The sequence below is a fragment of the Bradyrhizobium sp. RP6 genome, assembly GCF_003837805.1.
GTDB lineage: Bacteria > Pseudomonadota > Alphaproteobacteria > Rhizobiales > Xanthobacteraceae > Bradyrhizobium.
Genome location: NZ_RQIT01000028.1, coordinates 1 through 21,701, shown reverse-complemented (window position 1 = coordinate 21,701; position 21,701 = coordinate 1). Strand labels below are relative to the sequence as shown.

The following is a 21,701-nucleotide window of genomic DNA, read 5'->3' as shown; positions in this document are numbered from 1 at the left end:
AGCGCTGTCCCTGCCACGAGCAGCCAACTCCCACACGGCCAGCCTCATAGCAGCGGAGGAAGCTGGCCGGGAGGTCATCGTCGTCGGAGGACGAGCCTAACTACTTGATCCCTGCCCACCAGTCGGAAGCAGCGAGGGCGCGGCTCGGAGCCGGTTAGCCATGGAGGCATCAAGGCCCGTATCCTGCCACACCCACGCTGCCGATGAGTTTAGCGGGCTGCCGCCCTCGCTAAACCCAACCGTTTTGTACCGGGGCCAGCTGACTGAAAGCTGACGAGACCGCGTAGCAATTCACCCAACGAAACGCGGCCCGCGTGGGCCACTTGCCGTCAAGAACAATGAAGACGTTCAGGCCGCAGACAAAAGGCGTTCGGCCAGCTTACGATCAGCGGCAGCCGCCGCACGACAACGGGCCGGATTGGCGATCAGCACCACTGCACGCTTAAGACTGATCGCCCTGACGACCTCACGCTCTCCCGGCTCGTGCGCATCCACCATGGGATCCATGAGGTGGCCGTCCATCCGATTTGTGCCGGTCGTCGCCGCCGCGTCGTCGACCCCGAGCATTTTGCGGGCCTGACTGGATCGAACCGCGCTGGCGCGCTCGCAGGATCGTCCGTTGTGCCGCCGGCGCTGCTGCGGCCGCTCGGCGAGTATGAGGCAATCGTCGGGGGGAGCTTCTGATGCGCGCCGCTGTCTCCGATCGCCTGAGCGATATGCTGACCCGCCTGAAGCTGACCGCCGTCCGCGACCAGTTGGATGGGCTATTGGACGAGGCCGGCCGACAAGAGCTGAGCCTGCGCGAGACCCTGGTGCTACTGTGCGAGCGCGAGATCGCCCGCAAGGACGAGCGGCGCATCGAGATGACCCTCAAACTCGCTCGCTTCCCGTTCGTTCGCGATCTCTCCGGCTTCGACTTCTCGGCCCAGCCGTCGCTAGACCCCAAGCAGGTACGTGAGCTTGCTGGCGCGCGCTGGATTGCCAATGGCGAGAACGTGCTGCTGCTTGGGCCGCCTGGCGTTGGCAAGACGCACCTGGCGGTCGCGCTGGGGCGTGAAGCGATCCTGACTGGGCATTCCGTGCAGTTCGTCGCAGCCACGACGGTCGTTGCGCAACTTGCCAAAGGACACAGCGAAGGCAGGCTTGACGAGAGGCTCGCGCAATTTGCCAAGCCAAAGCTCCTGATCATCGACGAACTCGGCTATCTGCCCTTTGAGCCCAATGCCGCACATCTCTTTCGTCCAGCTCGTCAGCCGCCGTTACGAGAGAGGCGCGATCCTGCTCACCAGCAACCGCAGCGTCGGCGAGTGGGGCTCAGTCTTCGGCGACCCTGTGGTCGCCACCGCGATCCTTGATCGCCTGTTACACCACAGTCACGTGATCACAATCCGCGGCGACAGCTACCGCTTGAAGGAAAAGCGTCGTAGCGGGCTTTTGCAGAAGGCCGCGGCGCAAGAAGCTAAATCGGAGAAAACGTCGTGAAGCAAGCCGCTCGCTCGCTACGGCGCTATGGGGGCGCGCTCCGCGAGCGGCTTGCTCCACATCCGCCAAAACAACAAGGGGGTCACTTCTTCATGTCGCTACGGGGTTAAATCCGGACGTCACTTGACACAGGGAGCAGTGCGATCCTCAGAGATCGGTTCGATGAGCCTGAACGCGCTCCGGCTTGCGGCAGCTACAAAGCGGAGCTGCGTCGCCGCAACTAAACCGTAGAACACCCAGGATAGTGAACAAGGGCACTATCTGTCTAAGGACGGTGGCGGCGTCTCCTTTGTGCGCGTTGGCAGTATCGGATATTCGATCTTGGGCAAACGGCCGCTCAGTGAATTAAGAAACGCAACGATATCGTTCGTCTCCTTCTCGGTGAGCTCGGCGCCGAGCTGGACCTCACTCATAATGCCGACGGCTTCCTGGAGCGTCCAAACCTGACCCGAATGGAAGTAGGGAGCTCGCAAGGCTACGTTGCGCAAAGGGGCGGCGCGGAACACGTATCGGTCGCTGAAGGCCTTCGTGACCGCGAAACGCCCCTGGTCGGCTGCGGGAAGCAGTTTGCTGTCTGGTCTTTCAATCACGCCGAACGGGAAAAACTCCTGCCCACCAATATTGATTCCGTTGTGGCAGGAGGCGCAGCCTTTGTCCATGAACAGCCGCAATCCCGCCTTTTGGTTGCCATCCAGCGCGTTGCCATCGCCGTTCAGATATCGGTCGAACGGAGCTGCTGGTGTCGTGAGCGTCGCTTCGAAAGCCTCGAGCGCTTTCGCGAAATTGTCGAAGGTGACCGGCGGTGTATCAAGCGGGAATGCTTGCTTGAACCTGCCAACATAATCTTCCATCGAATTCAGTGTGGTCGTTACGTGATCCGCAGTCGCATTCATTTCGGCGCTCGCCTGAACGGGCCCCTTGGCTTGTGCCTTAAGATCCGGCGCGCGTCCGTCCCAGAATTGCGCGACATTGAACACTGAATTGTAGACGGTTGGCGCCCGCCGCGCTCCCCGTTGCCAACCGTGACCAACTGACGTTGGACCCGCGTCGACGCCGCCGGTTCCAAGATTGTGGCACGTATTGCAGCTAATGATCCCACTCGCCGACAGACGAGGGTCGAAGAACAGCATCTTCCCGAGCTCCGCTTTCTCGGTCGTCACGGGATTGTCCTTTAGGGTGGGGATAGCAGAAGGGATCGGTTTGAAGATCTGTCTGGCTGTCATCATCAAATCGTCGTTTGCGATAGCATTGCATGAGACGAGCATCAGAACGGTAGTAATCGATACCTTGCGCATGACGTGAGACTTCCAGATTTTGCGGCGCCGCTACCGAAGAACAGTTCTTCAGAAAAGGCGATTTCATCGTCCATCTGCTGAACTATGACGGCCGCCGTCTTGTCGATTTTGATCTCGGTAGTGCGTCCAATCGCTAACATCCTGTTACTTCGCCATTACCGCACTGGCTCCATTTGTGATCGGCTCGGCTGGAAGGGCCGCTGCGCCCGCGCGGACCGGAAGCCGCGCGAGCGCGACTCGACGTCGCGAAACATGCGAAACGACGCTGTCCCTACCGCGCCCGCGCTGCCGGAGAGCTGGCCGCGACATGACTCGGCGCCTTGGACGTCGCATAAACGAAGCGCTGTCCCTGCCACGCGGCTAACCTTGATGGCCAGACTTGCCGCCTGACCACCGCTCCTTCCGTGGGGTGCCGTCAAGCTCCAGGGACCAGCAAGAACTGTAGCGCCAAAGCCGCTCGTCGCGTGCCTACCTGATTTGGTTGGTCAGACGGAGATTCAGTGATGACATAACGCCAGAGGCCCCATTCCCCCCCCCGCGGTTGATGGCGCTAATGGTCGTTTCACCACTGCCGCCATCTCGAATGGCAGGAGACGCACCGTTCGATTGCCGAGTACCTTGACGAGCTTCACGACCGGCGCACTGCCTTGCTTGACGAGCGTCAAGAACGAACTGTTGTTGTTGACTCGGTATCTTTGCTCCTGCGACAAAGGACATGACCAATGGACGTTCTTGGTCACTTGAGCCGGAGGCGGGGTTGCTGCACGAGGTGTTGATTTCGGGCTTCAGGTCATCGAAGCTGATGCCGCCTAATTTCGTTGACCGTCGCCATCATGCGGTGAATGCCATAAGTCAACTCAGTCGAATAGCGTGTTATCGAGGTCGTTAATTACGACACGTTTGACGTCTTCATTCAAAGAACTACCCCGTTTTCCGCTCCATGGCCCCCTTGGAGATCGTCTCCTGAGAGCTCGCAACCAGGTCGAGCGGATCTTTCAACAGGATCGATCAACGCCGTGGGGTGGCAACGCGCTATGATACCTCGTTGAAAGCAGCGACTGACGCGCTTTCTCCGCGGAAACAGCGAGAGCCCGAGATAGCTCAAGCGCCTGGTCCACTGTCACTTGGAAGTGAACGCCGACAATACTTGCAATGACGAGCGTGATTTCGTCATCCATCTGCTCAATACAGATCGCGGCCGTTTCATTCAGTTCGATCTGAGCAATACGTCCGAGGGAACATCCGGCTCATTCGTCATGGCTACACTCCATCCGGCGATTGGGCTCGCGACTGGCATAGGGTGCGTCCCGACAGCGATTCAGCCAAGAGAGCACGAACTGGTCAGCTACAAGAGTATGTAGGTAAGGCGCGCGTCACGAAGTCAGTCGCTGTGGGGATTAAGGTCGAAAGCAAGACACAACCACGTGCCGCGCGATCTTTGCACCGGCGCTAAACACTAGAGCGCCGACTCTGCGCCGCCTAGAGCGATGAAGACTGTGCCGCCTGGAGCGATGAAGACTGTGAGATTTCACGTGGGCACCGGCAAGCACTAACCCTGGTAGGTCTCCCCACGACCCCTCTCCCGCTATAATCCGCTTTATCCCGTGGTGTGACAGCCCTCACGGGAAAGCCGGGTGGTTGGCCTCTTGACGCCGAGGCTGACTACTGAAGTTAGCGGCACGTGATAGGGACAGCGCTTTCCTTGCTGAGCGGAAGGCGTTCAGGGTCACGTCGCCGCTAACTTCCCCGGCAGTGTGAGCGCGGTAGGACATCGCCTGCCGTCAAAGTGACGAGCCGCGCTCGCGCGACTTCAGGACCGATACTGATGAACAAGGGATAACGATCAGTCCTGGTAGTTGTGCTAGGGCGTTCGCCGAATGATACCACACCCCGTCAGCTTCTTCCGCTGCTTGAGGCTGACCGTGGTGAAGTTAGCGGTGCGTGGTAGGGACAGCGCTTCCGACAAAGCGCCGAGTCACGTGCCGCTAACTTCTACTATGGGTCCGCATGGGCGGTGACAATCAACCCTTCAAACCTTCGCTCGTTGAGCTTTGATCGGCACATCACATCCCTGCGGTCGCAAGCGCGTGCGGTGCTTGCAACCAATCAGGCGCGCGCGGCCGATCAGGCTCTGCGCCTGTCAGATCGCCAAGTCGCGACAGTAAAGTAGCCTGCCGCCCTCGCCGATCACCGGCTGGCCGTACTTCCGCATGAAGTATCGCGTCCCCTTGCGTCCACGATCCGACGTGCGGACCACAGCCGACCGATTGGTGCCCATGTTCTCGAACATCTCGCCGATGATGGCGACCCGGTCGCGAGCGATCTTGCCCTTGTTGGCGATCTCGTAGGCGGCAATGCCGGATGCGCCGGCGGCTTCAATGTAGGAGATCATCCGCTCTTCGTCGGTCAGATTCTTCGAGAGCCGCCGCCTCCCCTTCGGCTGCTAGGCGAAATGCTCTGAGCCAGGCCGGGGCAAGATCGGGCTGCGTCTGCGCGACGATGGGCATGGTGTGCGGCCTATCGAGCCAGAGTGCATCACGGAGCGCGGCAACGGGAATGGCGGGGTGTTCCTTGGCGAACGTGCGGCAGAGGTTGATGAGGTTCGTCGCCTCGACCGCGATGGCGAACTTGATCTCGGCCTTGAGCGCCTGATGCTCGTTCCATGCCCCGCCGGGATCGCGGCCGAGCAAGAGCCTGATCTTCAGGAACGTGGGATGCGCCTGGGTGAGGAAGCCAGCCAGTTCCGGATCAATCAACGGCGGCTGCTCGACTCCCCTCGCCCTCGGGCGACCTCGACCGGAACGCATCGCCGCCGGGAACACTCTGCCGTGTCCAGCGCGCATCGAGAGCCAGATCAGCTTCTTCCGGTGCAGATACCGCGCGATGGCCTCTGCCTCACTAGGATGGCACGGCAAGGCGCTGGCGAAGCCAACGAAGGACCAACCATCGTCCGGCACTTGAGGAACGCCGCCTTGGCGTCCCACTCCGACATGACCTTCCTGCGCATCGGATAATATCCACTTCCATCCGTCGAAGTGACGGACTCATCCATCATCCAGCAAAACATCAACTGACGATTCCGGGGTTTCGCCCCTATACATAGACGTAATCCCCTACACACATATCTTCATCAGAATATATTACGACTATATATTACTATCTTATATATAGGGGATACCCTCCAATGGTCTCGCAGGCCCTATCGAAAGCAGGGGTTTAGTTTTGCGGACGTTTCCGCGCATAACCGAAACCGGCCCCAAAAGATAATATGGAGTTGGCGATTTCCATGCGCGAGATCGGCCTGCTCTTTCCGGCTCGCTAACGATGGGCCAGCGGCCGTCCGTCAAGATGCCTATCAAAACTCTTGCGTGACGGATAATCCGTCGACTATCCATTGATTCCGGCGGGACCGGCGTGATTCACGCCGGACGGGGACGAGAAATCCACACCGCACGTCGCTGATCTGAACAACGCCCTTCAGGGCGAACGGGAGAGCTTTGTGTATGTCTCAAAATTATCTGAACACGCCGGGATCGAAGGGCGGTGGCGCTTCGAGTGACGCCGCCGAGAAGATTGTCAGCCGGGCAGCGATGCTCCGCATCGCGATCATCGAACTGATGCTCAACGGCTACCGCCTGACGGCTGACGAGATCGCCAAGCAACTGAAGGAAAGCGTCCTGGCGATCCGTCCGCGCGTCTCGGAACTCGTCAAGATCGGCACGACCGCCGGAAGAACGTCAGCGGCATGACGGCTCACGAGGACAGCCTGACCGCCGTCGATCTCCCGCAGCCCACCCCCGCAAAACCGCTTCGCTCCGCGCCGCAGGCAATGCACTCGGATCAGAACGCCTTGTTCAGCTGAAGGGGAGCGCCGTGACCGAATACCTGCTCACGCATTCAGGAAAAGATGATCACGCGCCGCGCGCTCGGGCTCGAACACGGCAACTCGATCAGCCGCAACTTCGTCGCCGCTCATGACAACGGCGAAGACATCGGTGTCGCACAGCGCCTTATCGGCAAGGGCTACATGGTCCGCAACCCCGAACGCGATTTCGGCTCGATGCGCGTCTTCGTTGTCACGGCGGCCGGGGCCAAGGCCATAGGCAAGAAGCTGCCGCCCGCCTACGTCGTTCTGTCCGCCGCCGCCTGACCCCCTCGTCTTGATGTACTTGTGCCCGTTGTGGACGGCCACGATCACATTGGCCTTGTGTTCTTCTTCGACATAGAACTCCCATACACCGTTTTCGATTTCTTTGATCGTGGCATTGACGGATTGCTTCCACCTGGACCCGTCCGGATTTACTCCGCCAACGTTTTTGACTCGCTCGTGAGGGTTCTGCCTGTCAGTCTTGTTGATGCATTGAATTCGTATGCGGCTGATCACTCGGGTCTCTCCCATCTGCAAGAAAAAAGAGCCTCAGTTTAGACCTCGGGCGTGGGTTAGTGGCCGACCAATCCTAGTAGGTGTCTCGCATCCTTCTCCGCGCCGAGTCCCGCCCGCACTCCCAGCGACCCGCGGCTGTGATGCGGCAACCGGTTCTGGTAGTTGTGGCACGGCTTTTTTCGATGAATGTATCCCACCGTCAGCTTCTTCCGCTGTTGTGAGGCTGGCGGTGGAGTTAGCGGCGCGGGATAGGGACAACGCTTTTTTCTCCAGACGGGCGCCGAGCCACGTGGCCGCTAAACTTCAGCCGGGGGCCAACCGATGTATTCGAGCGGCAGATCACGGCCCTACGGTCGCAAGCGCTTGAGGTGCTTGCAGCCAATCAGGCCCGGGTCGCCGATCAGTCTTTGAGCCTGGCAGATCGCCAAGTCGCGACATTTGATGCCGAGGAGGCTCAGGCAGTGTTGGGCATACTCGATAGCGTGAAGCCCAATCTTAGGCCGAAGGACGCGCGGCGGATCGCTGCACGCATACGCGCGCTTCTAGAGGGGACGAGGTGAGTGTCGCCCGACTCTCTCGGGGTAGAGGCGGCCAGCCCTGGTCTTCGAGGACGGGCTGGCCACCATCGCTTCCGACGCCGTTTGGGCGAACCCGCACCCAGGCTCGTGGGCCTAAGCGGATCATCTGGTGCGGCGATCAGGACAGCGCCGGTTTGAAGCTGCGCGCGGCCATGGCCCAACTGTTCGGCATCGCGCGGTTCTATTTCGTCAACTGGCCGGAAGGTTCAAAGGACGCCAACGATCATCTGCGCAGCGATGGCGCGCAGGCGGTGCGCGAGTTGGTGCTCTATGGCCCGTTGCCGTAGCCGACGAGCGGCCTGTACCGGAATGAGCGATCTGCCGGATCCGCCGCCGATGACGATCTGGTCCCCGGGGTTCAACAGTTGGGGACACCGCTGCAAGCTCGCGGCTGGCACCTTGTCGGTGATGACCGACAGGGAGATCGCCGATGCGGACCGCTGGATCAATGAGCACTATCTGTTTATGGGCCCATCCCGACCGGTGGCCTGATCTGCAATGGCTGTTGTCGCAGGCGGAGGCTGCTGTGCATCGCCACAGCGTCCGGATTCCTGCAGATCGATCCCTGGAATCGGCTGGAAGCGAACCGCGAGCCGCGCGAAAGCGAGACCGACTATCGGCCGGTGCCTGCGCGAGCTGTACAATTTCGCCGTCGACCTCGACTGCCATGTGCAGATCCTCGCGCATCCGGCCAAGGCAGGAGATGGCTACAGGCGCAGCGATCCGCCGGAGCTGGAGCACATCCACGGATCGAAGCACTGGGACAACATGGTCGACCAGGGGTTTGTGGTGCATCGGCGTCGGCTGTTCAACGACAAGGGCGAGCGCGAGTTCAACACCGAGCTGCATCACAAGAAATCTCGGTTCGAAGAGCTTGGGTACGCAACCAAGTTCGGACTCGAGTTTCAGAGCGACACTGGGCGGTTTGCCGACTGCAACCTCGCGAAGAGAACGCCCGCAAAGCAGCAACAGCAAGCTACAATTTTGAGCGCGGCGAATGACGGATTACGACGCCTATCTGCGATCAGAGCAATGGCGCACCAAGGCGGACGCCGTCATTGAGCGCGAGCACGGCGGTTGCCAGCGCTGCGGCGACTTGGCGCGGGAGGTGCATCACCGCACCTATGAGCGAATTTTTCGCGAGCGCCTCGAAGACCTGGAAGCGGTCTGCGCTGACTGCCACAAGCTGGAGCATGGGCTGTCGTCTGCAGCCGACACTGATCGACAAACACGGAAGCAACAGGCGTATCGTGAGCGGCTTGTTCGCGAGCTCTATGCGCCAAACAGAGGTAAAACATGGACTGCATTCTGATCCGGCGCGACGAACCGCCGAAATTCAACCCGCTCGAAGAGGCCGTGATAGGGGACGTCGCGCCTTCGGTCTGGTGCGGCCCGCACGTGGGCACGCGTCTCGCCGAGGCGATGCGAACGCTGCGTCTGATCCCGATACGCGCGGTCGCGGGCTATGGCGCTCCGTGGCCTGCCTACAATTACGAGTTCGAGGACTTGCTCGCTCAACAGGCGCAAGGCGAACTCGAGAAAACGATGCGGATGCAGAACCGCACGCGCCTGCTGCCGTCCTTCAGCGATGTCACGCGGATGGAGGCGGCGATCTGCTGGCCCGCCCGCTACCTGCTCGGCCAAATGCATCTGCGCCGGGCGGTCAACTGTGTCGCCCTGGCGCACTCTCTCGAACCCGACGCGGGATGGGTCGCGGTCAAGCGCGGCGGCTATGCCGACACATGGCGGGCGAACCACGATGGCGGACGGGTCGCTCACCCGTTTGAACGAACATGGCAAACTCTTCAGATGTCATATTGCCGAGGCCCAGGTTCGCCAGGGTACGCCCATGTGACAAGAATGAATTGTCTTTTAGCAGATATTGGCCAAGTTCTGCGATCAACTTCATTCGGCTCATCGACAATCCCTGCATCCTGCCCAATTCGATCATGGGAACGAGGCCGAACGGGATATCTTCAAGAATATATCTCGTCCGCAGGTCTTTCTGCCCCCTAATCTTCTCGTAGGCCGGATTCTTGCGACAGATTTCGGAAAGGCTTTCGCCCTGCACACCGTAAATTAATCGGTACAGCTCGCGCACAGAGGGCAAGTCAAAGCCGAAAGACTTCCCAAGAGCTACGCGTTCCTGGTCGATATCTTCCGCAAAGGCTCCAATGGTGGGGGTGATACCTTCTGAATAGTAAAGCCAGTCGTGCTGAGATTCGATCATGGAGAGGTTAAAGATCGTGGGGGCCGGATGCATTATGACAGCGCCATTGGACAGGCTCGTTTCCAGGACATTTCTTGCACCCCGAATCTGCGGGAACACCTCGTTGAGCAATTCCAGGATTTCGTTATTCTTGTTTGCCGGCAACGTGGCAAGTAATACATCCTTCTTGATGGCAAGGATTTCGGCGTAACCAGGTTTCGCACTTCTGCACGCGTAGAGAAGATGATTGCTTTCCGCAACTGGGATATTTGCGGTGCAACCCGCATTTCGGAGAATCTCGCGGAATTCTATAGCCCCGCACATCGCACCCGGATGAAGGAAAACGATCTGCCCGTCAACCAAGTGCGAAGCGCACTTGGTCGCTATCTCAGCATGCGCGGTTGCTGGGGTGACCACCACCACAACGTGTGCCCCTGCGAGCGCTTCGCCGATGTCCGTAGTCGCGAGTTCAAGTCCGCCAAAACCTTGGAGAGCGCCGTCAATATTGATCCCACCAAGTTTGTTTATCTCTTCAATTGTTCTCGCCGTTCTATTGTACAATCTAACGCGACATCCCATGATGGCTAGATGACCAGCCATGGATTGACCACCATGTCCTCCACCTATGATTGCCCATATGATATCCTCTTTCATTTATGGTTTTACAGGATAGTGCCCCGAAGCGGATCTCGCGAGCGTAGTGACAGAGATTCGTCTTCTGGGCGGGCGGCTCGTGCCGAAGGATAGGCGAACGCTGTTGAAAGCCGCGCAATCTATGGCCTGCAGCGCATTCCTCTCAGCAATGATGTCAGGTTTACGTGGTGAGTTCCGTCGGCATTCTTGATCTCCGCAAAGCGCGTTGTGAAGGGCAACGTTCATCGTTGTCGCTCATAGAAAGCAGTGACAAAGCCGGAGATAGTTATAACGAAGATACCAAATAATTCGATCATGGTAGGAAGTTCACCCCAGATAATGAAACCGATACCAAGTGAGAAAACTAACGAGACATAGCCGAAGGGCGCGACCATCGAAGCAGCCCCCAACTGGTAAGCCATAGTTACCAGGATCTGCCCGATGCCGCCGACAAGCCCGATAGCAATCAAAGTCGGTATATCAGCGAGTTCTGGCCAAACATTTGCAAAGGGCAAGGTGGCTGCGCCAACGACGACTCCCGCCAGTGTGAAATAGAAAGCGGTCGCAGTGCTTGACTCGGTATCAGCCATCCTGCGGATAAAAATCATCGCGAGCGCGGCAGTCAACGCGCCGGCCAGCGACAGAACAGCGCCGAGCGAGATGCCGCTAACATCTGGATGAACGACCAAGAGAACGCCAGCAAAGCCGATGATCACGGCGGCCCAGCGATGGAGCGGTACGGTTTCGCCAAGCATGGGAATAGCTAGGATCGTAACGAATATCGGTGCAACGTAGCTTAGCGCCATGACTGTTGCTAACGGGATCATGCTGACAGCGGTGAAAGTGAAGAACATCGAGCATATGCCAGCACCCGAGCGATAGAGATGAGCGCTAATCCGCCTAGTGCGCAGCTCCTGCCATCCGCTCAGCCGATATGCCAACCACAAGATTGGGACCATAGCGAACAAGCTACGAACGAACAAAATCTGTCCAATTGGATACTGTGGACCCATTCCTTTGATAAGCACCACCATAATGGTAAAAAGGGCGGCCGAAACCAGACTACATCCGATAGCTTTATAGACAGCGACACGGTTTGAATTCACCAATGCAATCGGTCCGAGAGAAGACGTTCTCATACGATAAAACTCATGGTATCTCTAGCTATAACCGGGGCAACTACCTGAATTGGTCGGCGGCATGGTCCGCCACTGAACGCTAACCTTGTTGCTCCTTTTGCAGCGAAAGAAGAGGCCCCGTCGCCAGACTCGCACGCGTTCGTTGCGTCAGTAAGACCGACAGGACGAAGCCCCACGAGAGAATTAGCGGCATCGGCGGGGTATATTCGAACGGAAGTCAATGGAAGCAATCTGTCGTTCAGACGATCAGAGACATCGAACGGCGCGTAGGAATTCTATGTCCAGGAAGACGAGCTCACTGCCGGTTTTGATCGTGGCCAAATGAGTGGACCCTATGCTGAGGACCACCGGGTCTGGTTTCTTAAGTGGAGCTGCTGCCGTTCGTTGTTGCCAATAGTTTACGCTACTGTTGCTTGCTGCTGTCCTGGCTGTGGGGATGTGGGCAACGCGCAGCATTGTAACGCTTCTCGCTTGCGAGAAGCGTCATATCCACAGCCTGTTCCCCGAATGCGCCGGTGACACCTGCCCGCCAGACCGTCATCGGCGCGCGGTTTTCCAGCGCCTGATGGGGGCGCTGGAAATTGTAAAACTCGATCCATCGGGCATTCCGGCTTTGGCCTCGTGGCCATCCGAATAACCCTTGAGATAGGTGAGTGGCGCGGGGCATTGCAGCCCCGCGCTCTCTCAGAACCGGACGTGAACCTCGCGATTCATCCGGCTCCCGTCATCCAACCGTTGATCCGGCAACCCAGTGAGCGAACAGGCCTGGATTGCGTCGCTTCAGCGATCGCAACCATTCCCATACCGCCAACGTGTGTCCTCGGAACCGTTTGTATTGTCGTGTTGCCCATCGAACGATGTAGGCATCGATCGTGCGCAACTCCTCTTGAAGCTTCGAGGGATAAAACCGCCCGGAGTGGCGGCGCACGGCCTTCATCAGAAGGCTCCAATCGATTTCGTCGAAGAAGCTCTTGATGTCGAGGTCGAGCACCCAATCGTGGCTCCAGCATCGACGCCGAGCCACAGCCAGTGCATCATGTGCTGATTTCCCTGGCCGATACCCATAGGAATCCATGTGGAACACGGGCTCCAGAATCGGTTCAAGATAACGCTTGACCACCATCTGGGCGATCCTGTCCGAGACCGTTGGTATTCCCAACGGTCGCGTGCTGCCAGCTCCGCCTTTCGGTATGTCAACGCGCCGCACCGGAGGCGGAAAGTAGCTGCCCGAACTCATCCGATTCCAGATCCCATAGAGATTCTTACTCAGATCTCGGTCGAAGTCTTCGATCGACTGCCCGTCAACACCAGCTGCCCCTTGGTTAGCCTTCACGTGCTTATACGCCTCCCACACATCGCGTTTGGCAATACAAAACGGCTTGGCCTTACTCATGCCGATCATCCCCTTTCGGGTTGTCGACCGCGTAAAGCCGGATGACAACGCCCCTTCGGTGCAGTGCCATTACAGCGCCTTCGTCCCTAATACGGGCGTTTCCGCCCCTGTGCTCCGCATCGGTACTCTGCTCCTTGCGGCGACGAGCCGCTTGGAGTCCTCCCTTCACATCGGAGCGACAGGTTCCTGTGTTCCTTGTCAAAGCCTGATCCGACGTCACGCCACCTTCATGCCGGACGCCGGTTGGACAGTCGGCAGGCTCCCCCCAACCCTTGCTCGCGGGATAGACATCCTGATCCCGGTTTCGACGTCGATAGAACACGTTACGACACGTCATCAGCGGTTTACTTACGTTCGTCTCCTCGGATCTCACCTGACGGAGTTTCCTCCGCCTTTTCCTCCAACGCTCACTACTAGGGCTCTTTACCCTCGCAGCTCGGAGCGGTTTGACGTCTACCCCTGCAGGTCGACTTCGGAGGGCCATCCTCCATCTCTGACAAAGCTTCGTCAGGATTCAGGCCGACGCCTGACTTCCACAGCACACGACGTCCTCGTGCTTGACGCTGCGCCACAGCCGTTCGATGAACACGTTGTCCATCCAGCGGCCGCGACCGTCCATCGAGATCCGAATGCCGGCGGCCTCCAGCACGCCGGTGAAGGCCGCGCTGGTGAACTGGCTGTCCTGATCGGTGTTGAAGATTTGCGGCTTGCCGAACCGCGCCAGCGCCTCCTCCAGGGCGTCGATGCAGAACGACACGTCCATCGTATTGGACAGGCGCCAGCTCAGCACGGCCCGGCTCGCCCAATCGATCACAGCCACCAGATAGAGGAAGCCGCGTCCGATCGGGATATAGGTGATGTCGGTCGCCCTGACCTGGTTCGGCCGGTCGACGGTCATGCCGCGCAGCAGCTAGGGATAGATCAGGTGCCCCGGCGCAGGCTTGCTGGTGCGCGGCTTCGGCCCCAGTGCCTCGATCCCCATCTTGCGCATCAGCCGCTGCACGCGCTTGCGGTTGATCGGAACGCCATCCTCGCTCAGCAGCCACGCCATCCGCCGCGAGCCCAGAAACGGCCGCGCGGTGAACAGTTCGTCGATCTGGCGCATCAGCGTCAGATCGTCGTCATTGGCCGGCTGCGGCGTCCGGTAAACGCCCGAGCGCGACAGCCCGAGCAGCCGGCACTGGCGGCGGATCGACAGCACGCCATGCGCGCGGTCGAGCTTCGCCCTGCGGTCCGGGATGCTCATCTTCCGGACCTCTTCGCTAAAAAATCCCGCTCCACGACCAACTGCCCGATCGTGGCATGCAGCTTCTCGATCTCACGGTCGCGACCAACGTCCGCCGCCTCCCCAGCGGGATCAAAAGCTCTGGCCGCCTGATCCAGCAGTTGCTTCTTCCAGGAATAAATCTGGTGGGATGCACCTCCTAGCGCTGCGCCAGATCGGCCACGCTCACCTGTTCACGCTGCGCCTCCAAAGCGATCGTCGCCTTCAGCGCCGCGTCGATCTTCCGTCTCGTCTTCTTCGTCATCGTCCGCTCCGTTTACCAAACGGAACGGCTACATTCCAACTAGGCTTCTGGTCCCAAATCCGGGGGCCACTTCACCGATTCCCGCCGGTCACCAACTTTGGGCGATAGCTCCATTCGTTGTCACGTACATGTAAGGAGTGTAAAAGCCAATCTGACCGCCAGAATTACTAACTTGAATTCCTGAATAGCACTCCAAGCATGACCCCACTGTGCTTGAGGGATAGCTCGCGACGCCAACAATGGCTGATTGCGGGGTTCGCTGACGGTACTAACCCCTTCGGCAATAGATGACTCACCTCGTTGCCCACGCTGAATTTAAGGTTTATGGCTCGGCAGCGCAGGAACGTGCTGCCACGGTCTTTGCTCCCATGGTAGAGGGGCGCATCAAACGGAATACCTTCAACGTCGGGCATCGCACCCCTCCTCGCTCTTGGGATCGAAGATGCAGCTGACTCATCTCACCAAGACATCTGGTTGTGGAAGCATCATGAAGAGAGTGCAATGTGCGGCCTCGCATCCGGCTTACGCGTCCGTCGTCTTATAGTGAAGTCGGAGGCCGCCTTGCACCTCAGTTTTGTGCTGCTGAATGGGCTTGACGTTGTGCATACACTCCGGAGAAGTGTGCTACTGAGGTGACGTTGAGTCGAAAGCGACTCGCTATCTATGGTTGTGCAAGGTGATGCCATCTTCCCTTTATGGGTGCTAGACGCACTGCTCGGCTGCAGATGTCGAACTGGAGTACGAGAGCCCGCCGACAACTTCGCTTGTCTTCTTGCCTTCCGCTTGTTTGTTTGATGACACAGAATGTTGAAAGTCCCAAATGACCAAACGCGGAGACAGCGGGATGAGGAGGCTCGCAAAGCTATCGAATTCGTGTCCGGCTTGACTAACCTAATGCTCCCAGTCGTTGTTCGTGAAGGCGAGCGCCATACGGCGCGCCATCCACCTTGAACTAAATGCGGAGCAGTTTTGCGATGTAGTGTGCAGAAATTGCAGTCTCATCTAGGTGAAAGACCTCGGGCACCATCGCCCGGGGCCAATTCGTTGGTGTGATTTGTGAAGGGTGCCTAATTAGGACACCACCCCGGTTTGATCGCTGCATTGCCTCGCCCCCGCCGCACACCGATCCATGCCGATGATGGTCGCCCCTCAAAATTGCGCAACATCAACTCCTTTTTCTGAGGAGTTGCCTTTGCGGGTCGAGCCTCGCTAATCTGCAGCACCGGTGCGAGCTACTGCGGCTTCCAATCCAGCAACAAAGGAAACCTGATATGATCCCTGTTGAAGAGGCCTTTATTCGAGCGATAACGTTGCTTGACGGTCCAAAACCGACCGAGCAACGGGCTCAAATCGTCGCCCACCTGGATACTATTATAGACTATGCACGCGACGATGCCGAGGAGCGCCTAGCCCATAGCTTCAAAGCGGTGGCCCTGAACCATCTCGACAGTATCGGTCGAGATACGTCGACTATTGTTAAGGAAAAAATGGAGCTGGCTCTGATCGCCACCGAAGAATTGATTCTAGCTATCGTCGAGCGCAACCGGCGGGAAATAAGATCCGAGCGATGTCCATGCAGGAACTTTGCAACTGGGCAATACGCCGGCCGGTTGTCGCGATCAGCTAAGCATGAGCAATGACTACCTCCACCAAAGACATGCACGCAGCGCCATCGGACCAAGCAATAACCTTCAAAGTCACGGCCGGCGCGTGACTGGAAGCCCTTCGATCGAGGAGTTCATGGTCTACTTGTTCGAGCCCGACGGGAATGTAGTGCACTGCGTAAGGCTGATTTGCGCTGATGAGGAAGCGGCTAAGCAGCGACCACAGCAATTAGCCAAGACCAATAGGGTCGAGCTTTGGCAGCTCACTCGCAAGATTGCGAGCTATCCGTCACGCGCGAACTGAGGCGCTTGGTTTACGCAGTCCTCGCTCTTACCCTTTGCCATGGCGTTTGTCCCTCACACACACGATCCCGGTCTCCCGGCGCCGGCGCTTCAGGTCTTCCTGGTAAAAAGTCACCGCCAGATGGATTATCCTTCCGGCGACCGCGATCGGATCGTTGATATCTAGGAGGACGGCGTTCTCATCATCGGCTTCATCTGGTGCCATCGCGCGGCCCAACCTGCGCACCAACCCAAAATTCAGCGAGTTTCGCGTTAAGGTCGTCGCAGATCTCTATCGGGCCGATCGGATCAACATCGCCCATTTTCTAGAGACGAAGATACTGAGGAGGATCGCCACCTCCACAGACCACTTCCATGGAAGGTGGCGGCGATCCCGATCGTCTCCGCATCCTTTCGGTGGCATCGACTACCGGAAGAAATACGCTGAGGGCCTCTCTCCCGAGGAGTCTCGCATCCACCGCCAGCCGAGCTGAGATGGATCGAGCGTGCCATCGGGCCGCGCCGCTAAACGCCCTTGGCGCAAGGCATATCTGACCGCACCTTCACTGCAGCCTTCCGCCCCCATTCCCTTCGGCTCAATCCCATCTTCCGGTTTTCTCCATGTCTGCGTAATTGCGCGGGTGCGTAAAGAGTGTCAGAGTCTGTCGCTAGAGAGTATCCCTCCGGCGGCGACCGCCTTGTGTAGTTTGCGGGGCGGCCTAAGGATTTGACCTTAACTCTAGCTTTAAGGTCACGTCGGGAATGCAGGTCAATGTGTTGGGCGCCGAGCGTCGGCGGCGATGGAGTTAGGACGAGAAGGTGCGCCTTGTCGAAGAGACCTTGCAGCCCGGCGAGACGGTCTGCGGGGTGGCACGCCGGCACGGGGTGGCTCATAGCCTGCTGTTCACCTGGCGTCGACAAGCGGTAAGCGCTCCTTTCTACGCACCTATGCAGTTGAGCGCGGGGATGGGATGAGGTGTCCACCATGAACGAGGTGGACACCATCGATGATCACTCCAGAAGAACTTTTGAGACTTGAGACGGTCGGCGTGTTGCGCAATGGGCGGCGTCGCTATGATCCGGCCAGCAAACAGCGGCTGGTCGAGGCCTGTCTGCAGCCTGGCGTGTCGCTGGCGGGGCTGGCGGGGCTGGCGTTGCAACACGGCGTGAACGCGAACCTGCTGCGCAAGTGGGTGGCCAAGCGACAACGTCAGAACGGGGATGGCCAGCCGGAGGCGCCGATTGCGCCAGCCTTTGTTCCGGTTCGCGCGCCGTCGCCGTCGCCAACTCGATCTGCTGGCGCGATCGCGGTTTGCGCGACGGAGCGATCCTGTGCAGGGCGGCTGACGGCATCGATGCCCAACGGCGTGAACGCTTTCGCTGGAAGGCGGCGACGCGCAGTTAGCTGTCGGCGGTGATTGAAGCGCTGGGGCGTTGCGATGTTCCGGCTGGCCTCTGATCTTCGGGTCTACCTTCACCGCGAACCGATTGACTTCCGGGCGGGCATCAACAGCCTGGCGATCGTGGTCGAGCAGTCGATGGGGCTGGATCCGTTCCAGCGCGCGGTGTTCGCGTTCTGCAATCGTCGCCGCGACCGGATCAAGCTGCTGATTTATGACCGGTCAGGATTTTGGAAGCTGCTGAAGCGGCTGGAGGCCGACAGATTCCACTGGCCCCGAAGTCAGGAGGCGGTGCTAACGCTGACGACGGAGGAGCTGCACTGGCTGCTTGACGGCATCAACATCGCGGCGGTGCGTCGTCATCCGGTGCGGCAATATCACAGCGTGGGCTGAGCGTGTTCGATGCGGGCGGCGTCATCAGCGCTATCGGATGACGCCGGCCACCGCATGGAACTCGGTTGACGCGGCGGCATGACTTCGATTCAAGACTACGATGAGTCGCAGGCCCACGACGCACGAGCTGGAAGCCTTGATCGCGGCGCACGCGGCCGAGCTCGCGGCGCTGAAGGCGGAGAACGAGAAACTCGCGCAACGCGTCCTGCATCTTGAGGAGCAGTTGCGCCTGGAGCGCTTGCGCCGCTACGCGCCGAAGAGCGAAACGCTCAAGGAGCGCATCTTCAACGAAGCCGAGCAGGCCGCCGCTGAAAGCCGGGACGACGACGATGTCGAGGCGGTCGCCGTGCCGGACACGGGATTGCGGGAGGCTCCAAAGCCGGCACCGAAGACACGCGGCCGCAAGCCGCTGCCTGACGATCTGCCGCGCCAACGCGTCGAACATGATCTGGGTGAGGATCAAAAGGACTGTCCGTGCTGCCGCAATCGGATGCATCGGATGGGCGAGACCGTCACCGAGCAGTTGCACGTCGAGGTGAAGGCGTCGGTGCTGCAACATGTGCGGTTCAAATATGCCTGCCGTCACTGCGAGCGCACCGCGCTGAACACCCCGATCGTGACCGCGCCGATGCCGGCGCAGCCGCTGCCGGGTAGCGTCGCCACGCCATCGACGCTGGCGCTGGTGCTCGCCAACAAATACGTCGACGGCACGCCGCTGTACCGTGTGGCGGACGCGCTGGGGCGCGCCGACGTCAGCATCAGCCGCGGGACGCTGGGCAACTGGGTGATCCGGGCGAGCGAGTTGCATCTGCATCGGGTCTATGACGCGCTACAGCAAAAGCTCAGGTCGCAGCCCCTGGTCCACGGCGACGAAACCTGGGTCCAGGTTCTGAAAGAGGACGGCCGGGATGCGCAGGCCAAATCCTTCATGTGGGCCTATCGCAGCGGCCAGGACTACGCGCAGCCGGTCGTGCTGTTCGATTACCAGCCCGGTCGCGGCCAGGAACATCCTCAGGCCTTCCTGGCCGGCTATCGCGGCTTGTTGATGAGCGACGGCTATGACGCCTGGGGCACGCTGACAGGCGCGACCATCTTGGCTGTATGGCGCATGCGCGCAGGAAATTTACCGATGCGCTCAAGGCCAGGAAGACGCCCGGCGGTCCGCCATTGCAGGCGCACAAGTTCTTCGAGGCGTTGTATGAGGTCGAGAGGGTGGCGCGCCAGACGCCGCCCGACGACGAAACGCGCGCCGCATACACCTTGCGGCTGCGCCAGCAGCATAGCCTGCCGGTATTGGCCGCCTTCCGGACCTGGCTCGACGACCAGGCGCCGAAGGTCCTCCCCGAAAGCTTGACCGGCAAGGCGATCGCCTATGCGCGCAACCAATGGATTATCTGACCCGTTACACCAGTGACGGTCTCGCCCCGATCGATAACAATGTTCTGGAGCGCGACATCAGGCCGTTTTGCACCGGACGAAAAAGTTGGCTGTTCAGCCACACCGTTGCCGGCGCCAAGGCAAGCGCCGTGATCTACAGTTTGGTGCTGACATGCCGGGCATGCGGCGTCGATCCCTATGCATGGCTACGTCACGCGCTCACCGAATTGCCCCAGCGCGCGCCAGACGCCGATATCGAAGATCTGTTGCCGTTCAACTGCACCGCTCAAAAAAACCTGCCAGCTGAGAATAGCGGCTGACGTTCGAACGCTCAGGTCAACCAAGCCGTTCCGATGACACTGCTGGGGCCCGGCGTCACGCGACGCCGCGGCCAGGCGCGCGCGTAGCCTGTGCGGTAAAATACGCGCTTACGACAAGCGCGCCAGGGGCGACTGGGCGGCGATGCTGCGCCTGCTCTCGTTCCCGTCGAGGTCACACCTGTAGCGGCTCCGATCTCGAGCGGCGCACCACAACTGGCGTCTTCACCGCCTGCGCAGCGTGCAAGGGCCGGAATCATCGAGATTGAGCTCGGGGGCGGCTGTCGTGTTCGCGTTGACCGTGACGTGGACGTTGAGGCGCTGCAGCAGGTTCTTGAGCTCTTGCGACGACGATGATTCCGATTCCGAGCGGCGTCAGGGTCTGGATCGCGACCGGCCACACCGATATGCGCCGCGGCATGCGAAGCCTGGCTCTTACGGTTCAGGAGAGCCTGAAGCGCGATCTCCATGCCGGCGATCTCTACATCTTCCGGGGCCGCAGCGGCGATCTGGTCAAGATTCTTTGGCATGATGGGTTGGGCATGTCGCTCTATGCCAAGCGCCTGGACCGAGGCAAGTTCATCTGGCCTTCGGCGTCGGACGGCGCGGTATCGATCTCAGCGGCGCAGATGGCCTATATGCTGGAAGGGATCGACTGGCGGAATCCACAACTGAGCTGGCGACCGAGAAGCGCAGGTTGAGTACAAAATCCAGCAGGTTTTGCATTTTTGGGGAGTCCCAACGCTTCCAATCTGTGATTCACTGTGTCGCATGGATGCTGAGCGCGACGCTGTTCCGGATGACATTGCCGTCCTGAAAGCGGCGCTGGCAGCCGAGCGTGCGAAGGGTTTGGAAGTCGCCGCTGAACTTGCGGTCGCCCGCGCGAAAGCGTCTGAGGACGAAGCGCTGATTGCCCAGCAGAAGCTGCAAATCGCCAAGCTAAGGCATCAGATCTATGGCCAGCGGTCGGAGCGTTCGTCGCGCCTGATCGAGCAGTTGGCCTTGACCTTCGAAGAGTTGGAAAGTGACGCCACTGAAGACGAGCTGGCGGCAGAGCGCGCTGTGGCCAGGCGACGACGGGGCGCGGATTTACGCGCAAGCGCGGCGAACGACAGACGTTCCCTGAGCATTTACCGCGCGAACGAGTCGTCATCGAGCCGCCGACGGCTTGCCAGTGCTGTGGCGGCAATCGTCTGCGCAAGCTCGGCGAGTACGTGACGAGGACACTGGAAGTGGTACCGCGCCAGTGGAAGGTGATCGAGACGGTGCGGGAGAAGTTCTCCTGCCGCGACTGCGAGAAGATCAGCCAGGCCCCGGCGCCATTCTATGCCGTCGCACGGGGATGGGCCGGCCCGAGCCTGTTGGCCATGATCATGTTCGAGAAGTACGGCCAACATCAGCCCTTAAACCGCCAGGCCGAGCGCTACGCCCTCGAAGGCGTGCCGATCGCGCTGTCGACCCTGGCGGACGCCGTGGGGTCGGTCTGTGCGGCGCTGGATCCCCTGCTGCGCCTGGTCGAAGCCCATGTCATGGCGGCCGAGCGCCTGCATGGCGATGATAGTGTGCTGCAGAAGCACACGGAAAGGATGATCGAGATGATCTGAAAATCTGTGTGCACAAGCTGTGGCAGCGATGAGGGTAGGCCCCTCGGGATCGACTTTCAGGAGTAGGTCCCAAATCACTTCA

18 protein-coding genes and 6 pseudogenes are annotated in these 21,701 nt (G+C 59.6%); 14 read left to right on the top strand and 10 right to left on the bottom strand.

From position 1 onward, the window contains the following. Positions 1 to 348: 348 nt before the first annotated feature. Positions 349 to 567, bottom strand: coding sequence for a hypothetical protein (locus tag EHH60_RS32485; protein WP_124163408.1), 219 nt, complete (start codon positions 565 to 567; stop codon positions 349 to 351). A 116-nt stretch (positions 568 to 683) separates the two neighbouring features. Here EHH60_RS32485 and istB point away from each other — a divergent pair. Next, positions 684 to 1,482: pseudogene (gene istB, locus EHH60_RS32480) on the top strand (IS21-like element helper ATPase IstB). Between the two features lie 257 nt (positions 1,483 to 1,739). Here the strand turns inward: istB and EHH60_RS32475 are convergent. From EHH60_RS32475 to EHH60_RS32460, 3 genes are all read right to left on the bottom strand, one after another. Continuing rightward, on the bottom strand, positions 1,740 to 2,777 hold the full coding sequence (locus EHH60_RS32475; protein WP_050996292.1) for a cytochrome-c peroxidase: 1,038 nt from the start codon (positions 2,775 to 2,777) through the stop codon (positions 1,740 to 1,742). A gap of 2,140 nt (positions 2,778 to 4,917) precedes the next feature. Further along, positions 4,918 to 5,169: a hypothetical protein gene (locus EHH60_RS32465; RefSeq protein WP_124163407.1), complete on the bottom strand. Its 252-nt coding sequence runs from the start codon at positions 5,167 to 5,169 to the stop codon at positions 4,918 to 4,920. Further along, positions 5,153 to 5,761, bottom strand: a complete 609-nt coding sequence (locus EHH60_RS32460) for a hypothetical protein (protein WP_158626795.1) — start codon at positions 5,759 to 5,761, stop codon at positions 5,153 to 5,155. The genes EHH60_RS32465 and EHH60_RS32460 overlap by 17 nt, the downstream gene beginning before the upstream one ends. A 519-nt stretch (positions 5,762 to 6,280) precedes the next feature. On the opposite strand from EHH60_RS32460, the gene EHH60_RS32455 reads away from it, so the two are divergent. Together EHH60_RS32455 and EHH60_RS37790 are read left to right on the top strand one after the other, a co-directional pair. Continuing rightward, on the top strand, positions 6,281 to 6,526 hold the full coding sequence (locus tag EHH60_RS32455) for a hypothetical protein (RefSeq protein ID WP_124163405.1): 246 nt from the start codon (positions 6,281 to 6,283) through the stop codon (positions 6,524 to 6,526). 158 nt (positions 6,527 to 6,684) lie between these two features. Continuing rightward, on the top strand, positions 6,685 to 6,927 hold the full coding sequence (locus EHH60_RS37790) for a hypothetical protein (protein WP_162130869.1): 243 nt from the start codon (positions 6,685 to 6,687) through the stop codon (positions 6,925 to 6,927). A 54-nt stretch (positions 6,928 to 6,981) separates the two neighbouring features. Here EHH60_RS37790 and EHH60_RS32450 read toward each other — a convergent pair. Continuing rightward, positions 6,982 to 7,176, bottom strand: a pseudogene (locus tag EHH60_RS32450) (DUF3892 domain-containing protein); the annotation flags it as partial. A 697-nt stretch (positions 7,177 to 7,873) separates the two neighbouring features. On the opposite strand from EHH60_RS32450, the gene EHH60_RS37270 reads away from it, so the two are divergent. Genes EHH60_RS37270 through EHH60_RS32430 form a run of 4 tightly spaced genes read left to right on the top strand, consistent with a single transcriptional unit; the run spans position 7,874 to position 9,051 of the window. After that, positions 7,874 to 8,026 (top strand): hypothetical protein, encoded by a 153-nt coding sequence (locus tag EHH60_RS37270; protein ID WP_157786090.1) that lies wholly within the window; start codon positions 7,874 to 7,876, stop codon positions 8,024 to 8,026. 22 nt (positions 8,027 to 8,048) lie between these two features. Continuing rightward, positions 8,049 to 8,231: a hypothetical protein gene (locus EHH60_RS32440; RefSeq protein WP_124163404.1), complete on the top strand. Its 183-nt coding sequence runs from the start codon at positions 8,049 to 8,051 to the stop codon at positions 8,229 to 8,231. 6 nt (positions 8,232 to 8,237) lie between these two features. Then, positions 8,238 to 8,801 (top strand): P-loop NTPase family protein, encoded by a 564-nt coding sequence (locus EHH60_RS32435; RefSeq protein WP_124163403.1) that lies wholly within the window; start codon positions 8,238 to 8,240, stop codon positions 8,799 to 8,801. After that, positions 8,737 to 9,051 carry a hypothetical protein gene (locus EHH60_RS32430; RefSeq protein ID WP_124163402.1) on the top strand — a complete coding sequence of 105 codons (315 nt, stop codon included), beginning with the start codon at positions 8,737 to 8,739 and terminating at the stop codon, positions 9,049 to 9,051. Before EHH60_RS32435 ends, EHH60_RS32430 begins: the two co-directional genes overlap by 65 nt. Positions 9,052 to 9,456: 405 nt before the next feature. Here the strand turns inward: EHH60_RS32430 and EHH60_RS32425 are convergent, their stop codons facing one another. The 4 genes and pseudogenes from EHH60_RS32425 to EHH60_RS38225 all read right to left on the bottom strand — a co-directional run. After that, entirely contained in the window at positions 9,457 to 10,602 is a 1,146-nt protein-coding gene (locus EHH60_RS32425) for an NAD/NADP-dependent octopine/nopaline dehydrogenase family protein (protein WP_124163401.1), read from the bottom strand. Between the two features lie 221 nt (positions 10,603 to 10,823). Further along, a complete protein-coding gene (locus tag EHH60_RS32420; RefSeq protein ID WP_124163400.1) occupies positions 10,824 to 11,720 on the bottom strand; it encodes a DMT family transporter in 897 nt (298 codons plus the stop codon). A gap of 916 nt (positions 11,721 to 12,636) precedes the next feature. Then, positions 12,637 to 13,113, bottom strand: a pseudogene (locus EHH60_RS32410) (reverse transcriptase domain-containing protein); the annotation flags it as partial. Positions 13,114 to 13,657: 544 nt separating this feature from the next. Next, positions 13,658 to 14,383 (bottom strand): annotated as a pseudogene (locus EHH60_RS38225) (IS3 family transposase); the annotation flags it as partial. Between the two features lie 1,530 nt (positions 14,384 to 15,913). Here EHH60_RS38225 and EHH60_RS32390 point away from each other — a divergent pair. Then, positions 15,914 to 16,282, top strand: a complete 369-nt coding sequence (locus EHH60_RS32390) for a hypothetical protein (RefSeq protein WP_124163397.1) — start codon at positions 15,914 to 15,916, stop codon at positions 16,280 to 16,282. 295 nt (positions 16,283 to 16,577) lie between these two features. Here the strand turns inward: EHH60_RS32390 and EHH60_RS32385 are convergent, their stop codons facing one another. Continuing rightward, positions 16,578 to 16,766 carry a hypothetical protein gene (locus EHH60_RS32385; protein WP_124163396.1) on the bottom strand — a complete coding sequence of 63 codons (189 nt, stop codon included), beginning with the start codon at positions 16,764 to 16,766 and terminating at the stop codon, positions 16,578 to 16,580. 581 nt (positions 16,767 to 17,347) lie between these two features. Between EHH60_RS32385 and EHH60_RS38850 the strand changes: the two genes are divergently transcribed. From EHH60_RS38850 to EHH60_RS32355, 6 genes and pseudogenes are all read left to right on the top strand, one after another. After that, positions 17,348 to 17,503 (top strand): transposase, encoded by a 156-nt coding sequence (locus EHH60_RS38850; RefSeq protein WP_081493138.1) that lies wholly within the window; start codon positions 17,348 to 17,350, stop codon positions 17,501 to 17,503. Between the two features lie 32 nt (positions 17,504 to 17,535). Next, positions 17,536 to 17,946 carry an IS66-like element accessory protein TnpA gene (gene tnpA, locus EHH60_RS32375; protein ID WP_148090219.1) on the top strand — a complete coding sequence of 137 codons (411 nt, stop codon included), beginning with the start codon at positions 17,536 to 17,538 and terminating at the stop codon, positions 17,944 to 17,946. 21 nt (positions 17,947 to 17,967) lie between these two features. Beyond that, a complete protein-coding gene (tnpB, locus tag EHH60_RS32370) occupies positions 17,968 to 18,321 on the top strand; it encodes an IS66 family insertion sequence element accessory protein TnpB (RefSeq protein ID WP_124163395.1) in 354 nt (117 codons plus the stop codon). Positions 18,322 to 18,421: 100 nt separating this feature from the next. Continuing rightward, positions 18,422 to 20,018: pseudogene (tnpC, locus tag EHH60_RS32365) on the top strand (IS66 family transposase). Positions 20,019 to 20,368: 350 nt separating this feature from the next. Then, the gene (tnpB, locus tag EHH60_RS32360) at positions 20,369 to 20,716 is read left to right on the top strand and encodes an IS66 family insertion sequence element accessory protein TnpB (RefSeq protein ID WP_036032545.1); all 348 of its coding nucleotides are present in this window, start codon (positions 20,369 to 20,371) and stop codon (positions 20,714 to 20,716) included. A 70-nt stretch (positions 20,717 to 20,786) separates the two neighbouring features. Continuing rightward, a pseudogene (locus tag EHH60_RS32355) lies at positions 20,787 to 21,583 on the top strand (IS66 family transposase); the annotation flags it as partial. Positions 21,584 to 21,701: the final 118 nt, after the last annotated feature.

Bases quoted from the DNA above. Each gene is read 5' to 3' on its own strand.
- tnpB (WP_124163395.1), top strand. From the start codon at position 17,968: ATGTTCCGGCTGGCCTCTGATCTTCGGGTCTACCTTCACCGCGAACCG.
- EHH60_RS32455 (WP_124163405.1), top strand. From the start codon at position 6,281: ATGTCTCAAAATTATCTGAACACGCCGGGATCGAAGGGCGGTGGCGCT.
- tnpA (WP_148090219.1), top strand. From the start codon at position 17,536: ATGATCACTCCAGAAGAACTTTTGAGACTTGAGACGGTCGGCGTGTTG.
- EHH60_RS32425 (WP_124163401.1), bottom strand. From the start codon at position 10,602: ATGAAAGAGGATATCATATGGGCAATCATAGGTGGAGGACATGGTGGT.
- EHH60_RS32390 (WP_124163397.1), top strand. From the start codon at position 15,914: ATGATCCCTGTTGAAGAGGCCTTTATTCGAGCGATAACGTTGCTTGAC.
- tnpB (WP_036032545.1), top strand. From the start codon at position 20,369: ATGATTCCGATTCCGAGCGGCGTCAGGGTCTGGATCGCGACCGGCCAC.
- EHH60_RS32485 (WP_124163408.1), bottom strand. From the start codon at position 567: ATGCTCGGGGTCGACGACGCGGCGGCGACGACCGGCACAAATCGGATG.
- EHH60_RS37790 (WP_162130869.1), top strand. From the start codon at position 6,685: ATGATCACGCGCCGCGCGCTCGGGCTCGAACACGGCAACTCGATCAGC.
- EHH60_RS32420 (WP_124163400.1), bottom strand. From the start codon at position 11,720: ATGAGAACGTCTTCTCTCGGACCGATTGCATTGGTGAATTCAAACCGT.
- EHH60_RS32430 (WP_124163402.1), top strand. From the start codon at position 8,737: ATGACGGATTACGACGCCTATCTGCGATCAGAGCAATGGCGCACCAAG.
- EHH60_RS32475 (WP_050996292.1), bottom strand. From the start codon at position 2,777: ATGCGCAAGGTATCGATTACTACCGTTCTGATGCTCGTCTCATGCAAT.
- EHH60_RS32465 (WP_124163407.1), bottom strand. From the start codon at position 5,169: ATGATCTCCTACATTGAAGCCGCCGGCGCATCCGGCATTGCCGCCTAC.
- EHH60_RS32440 (WP_124163404.1), top strand. From the start codon at position 8,049: ATGAGCGATCTGCCGGATCCGCCGCCGATGACGATCTGGTCCCCGGGG.
- EHH60_RS32435 (WP_124163403.1), top strand. From the start codon at position 8,238: ATGGCTGTTGTCGCAGGCGGAGGCTGCTGTGCATCGCCACAGCGTCCG.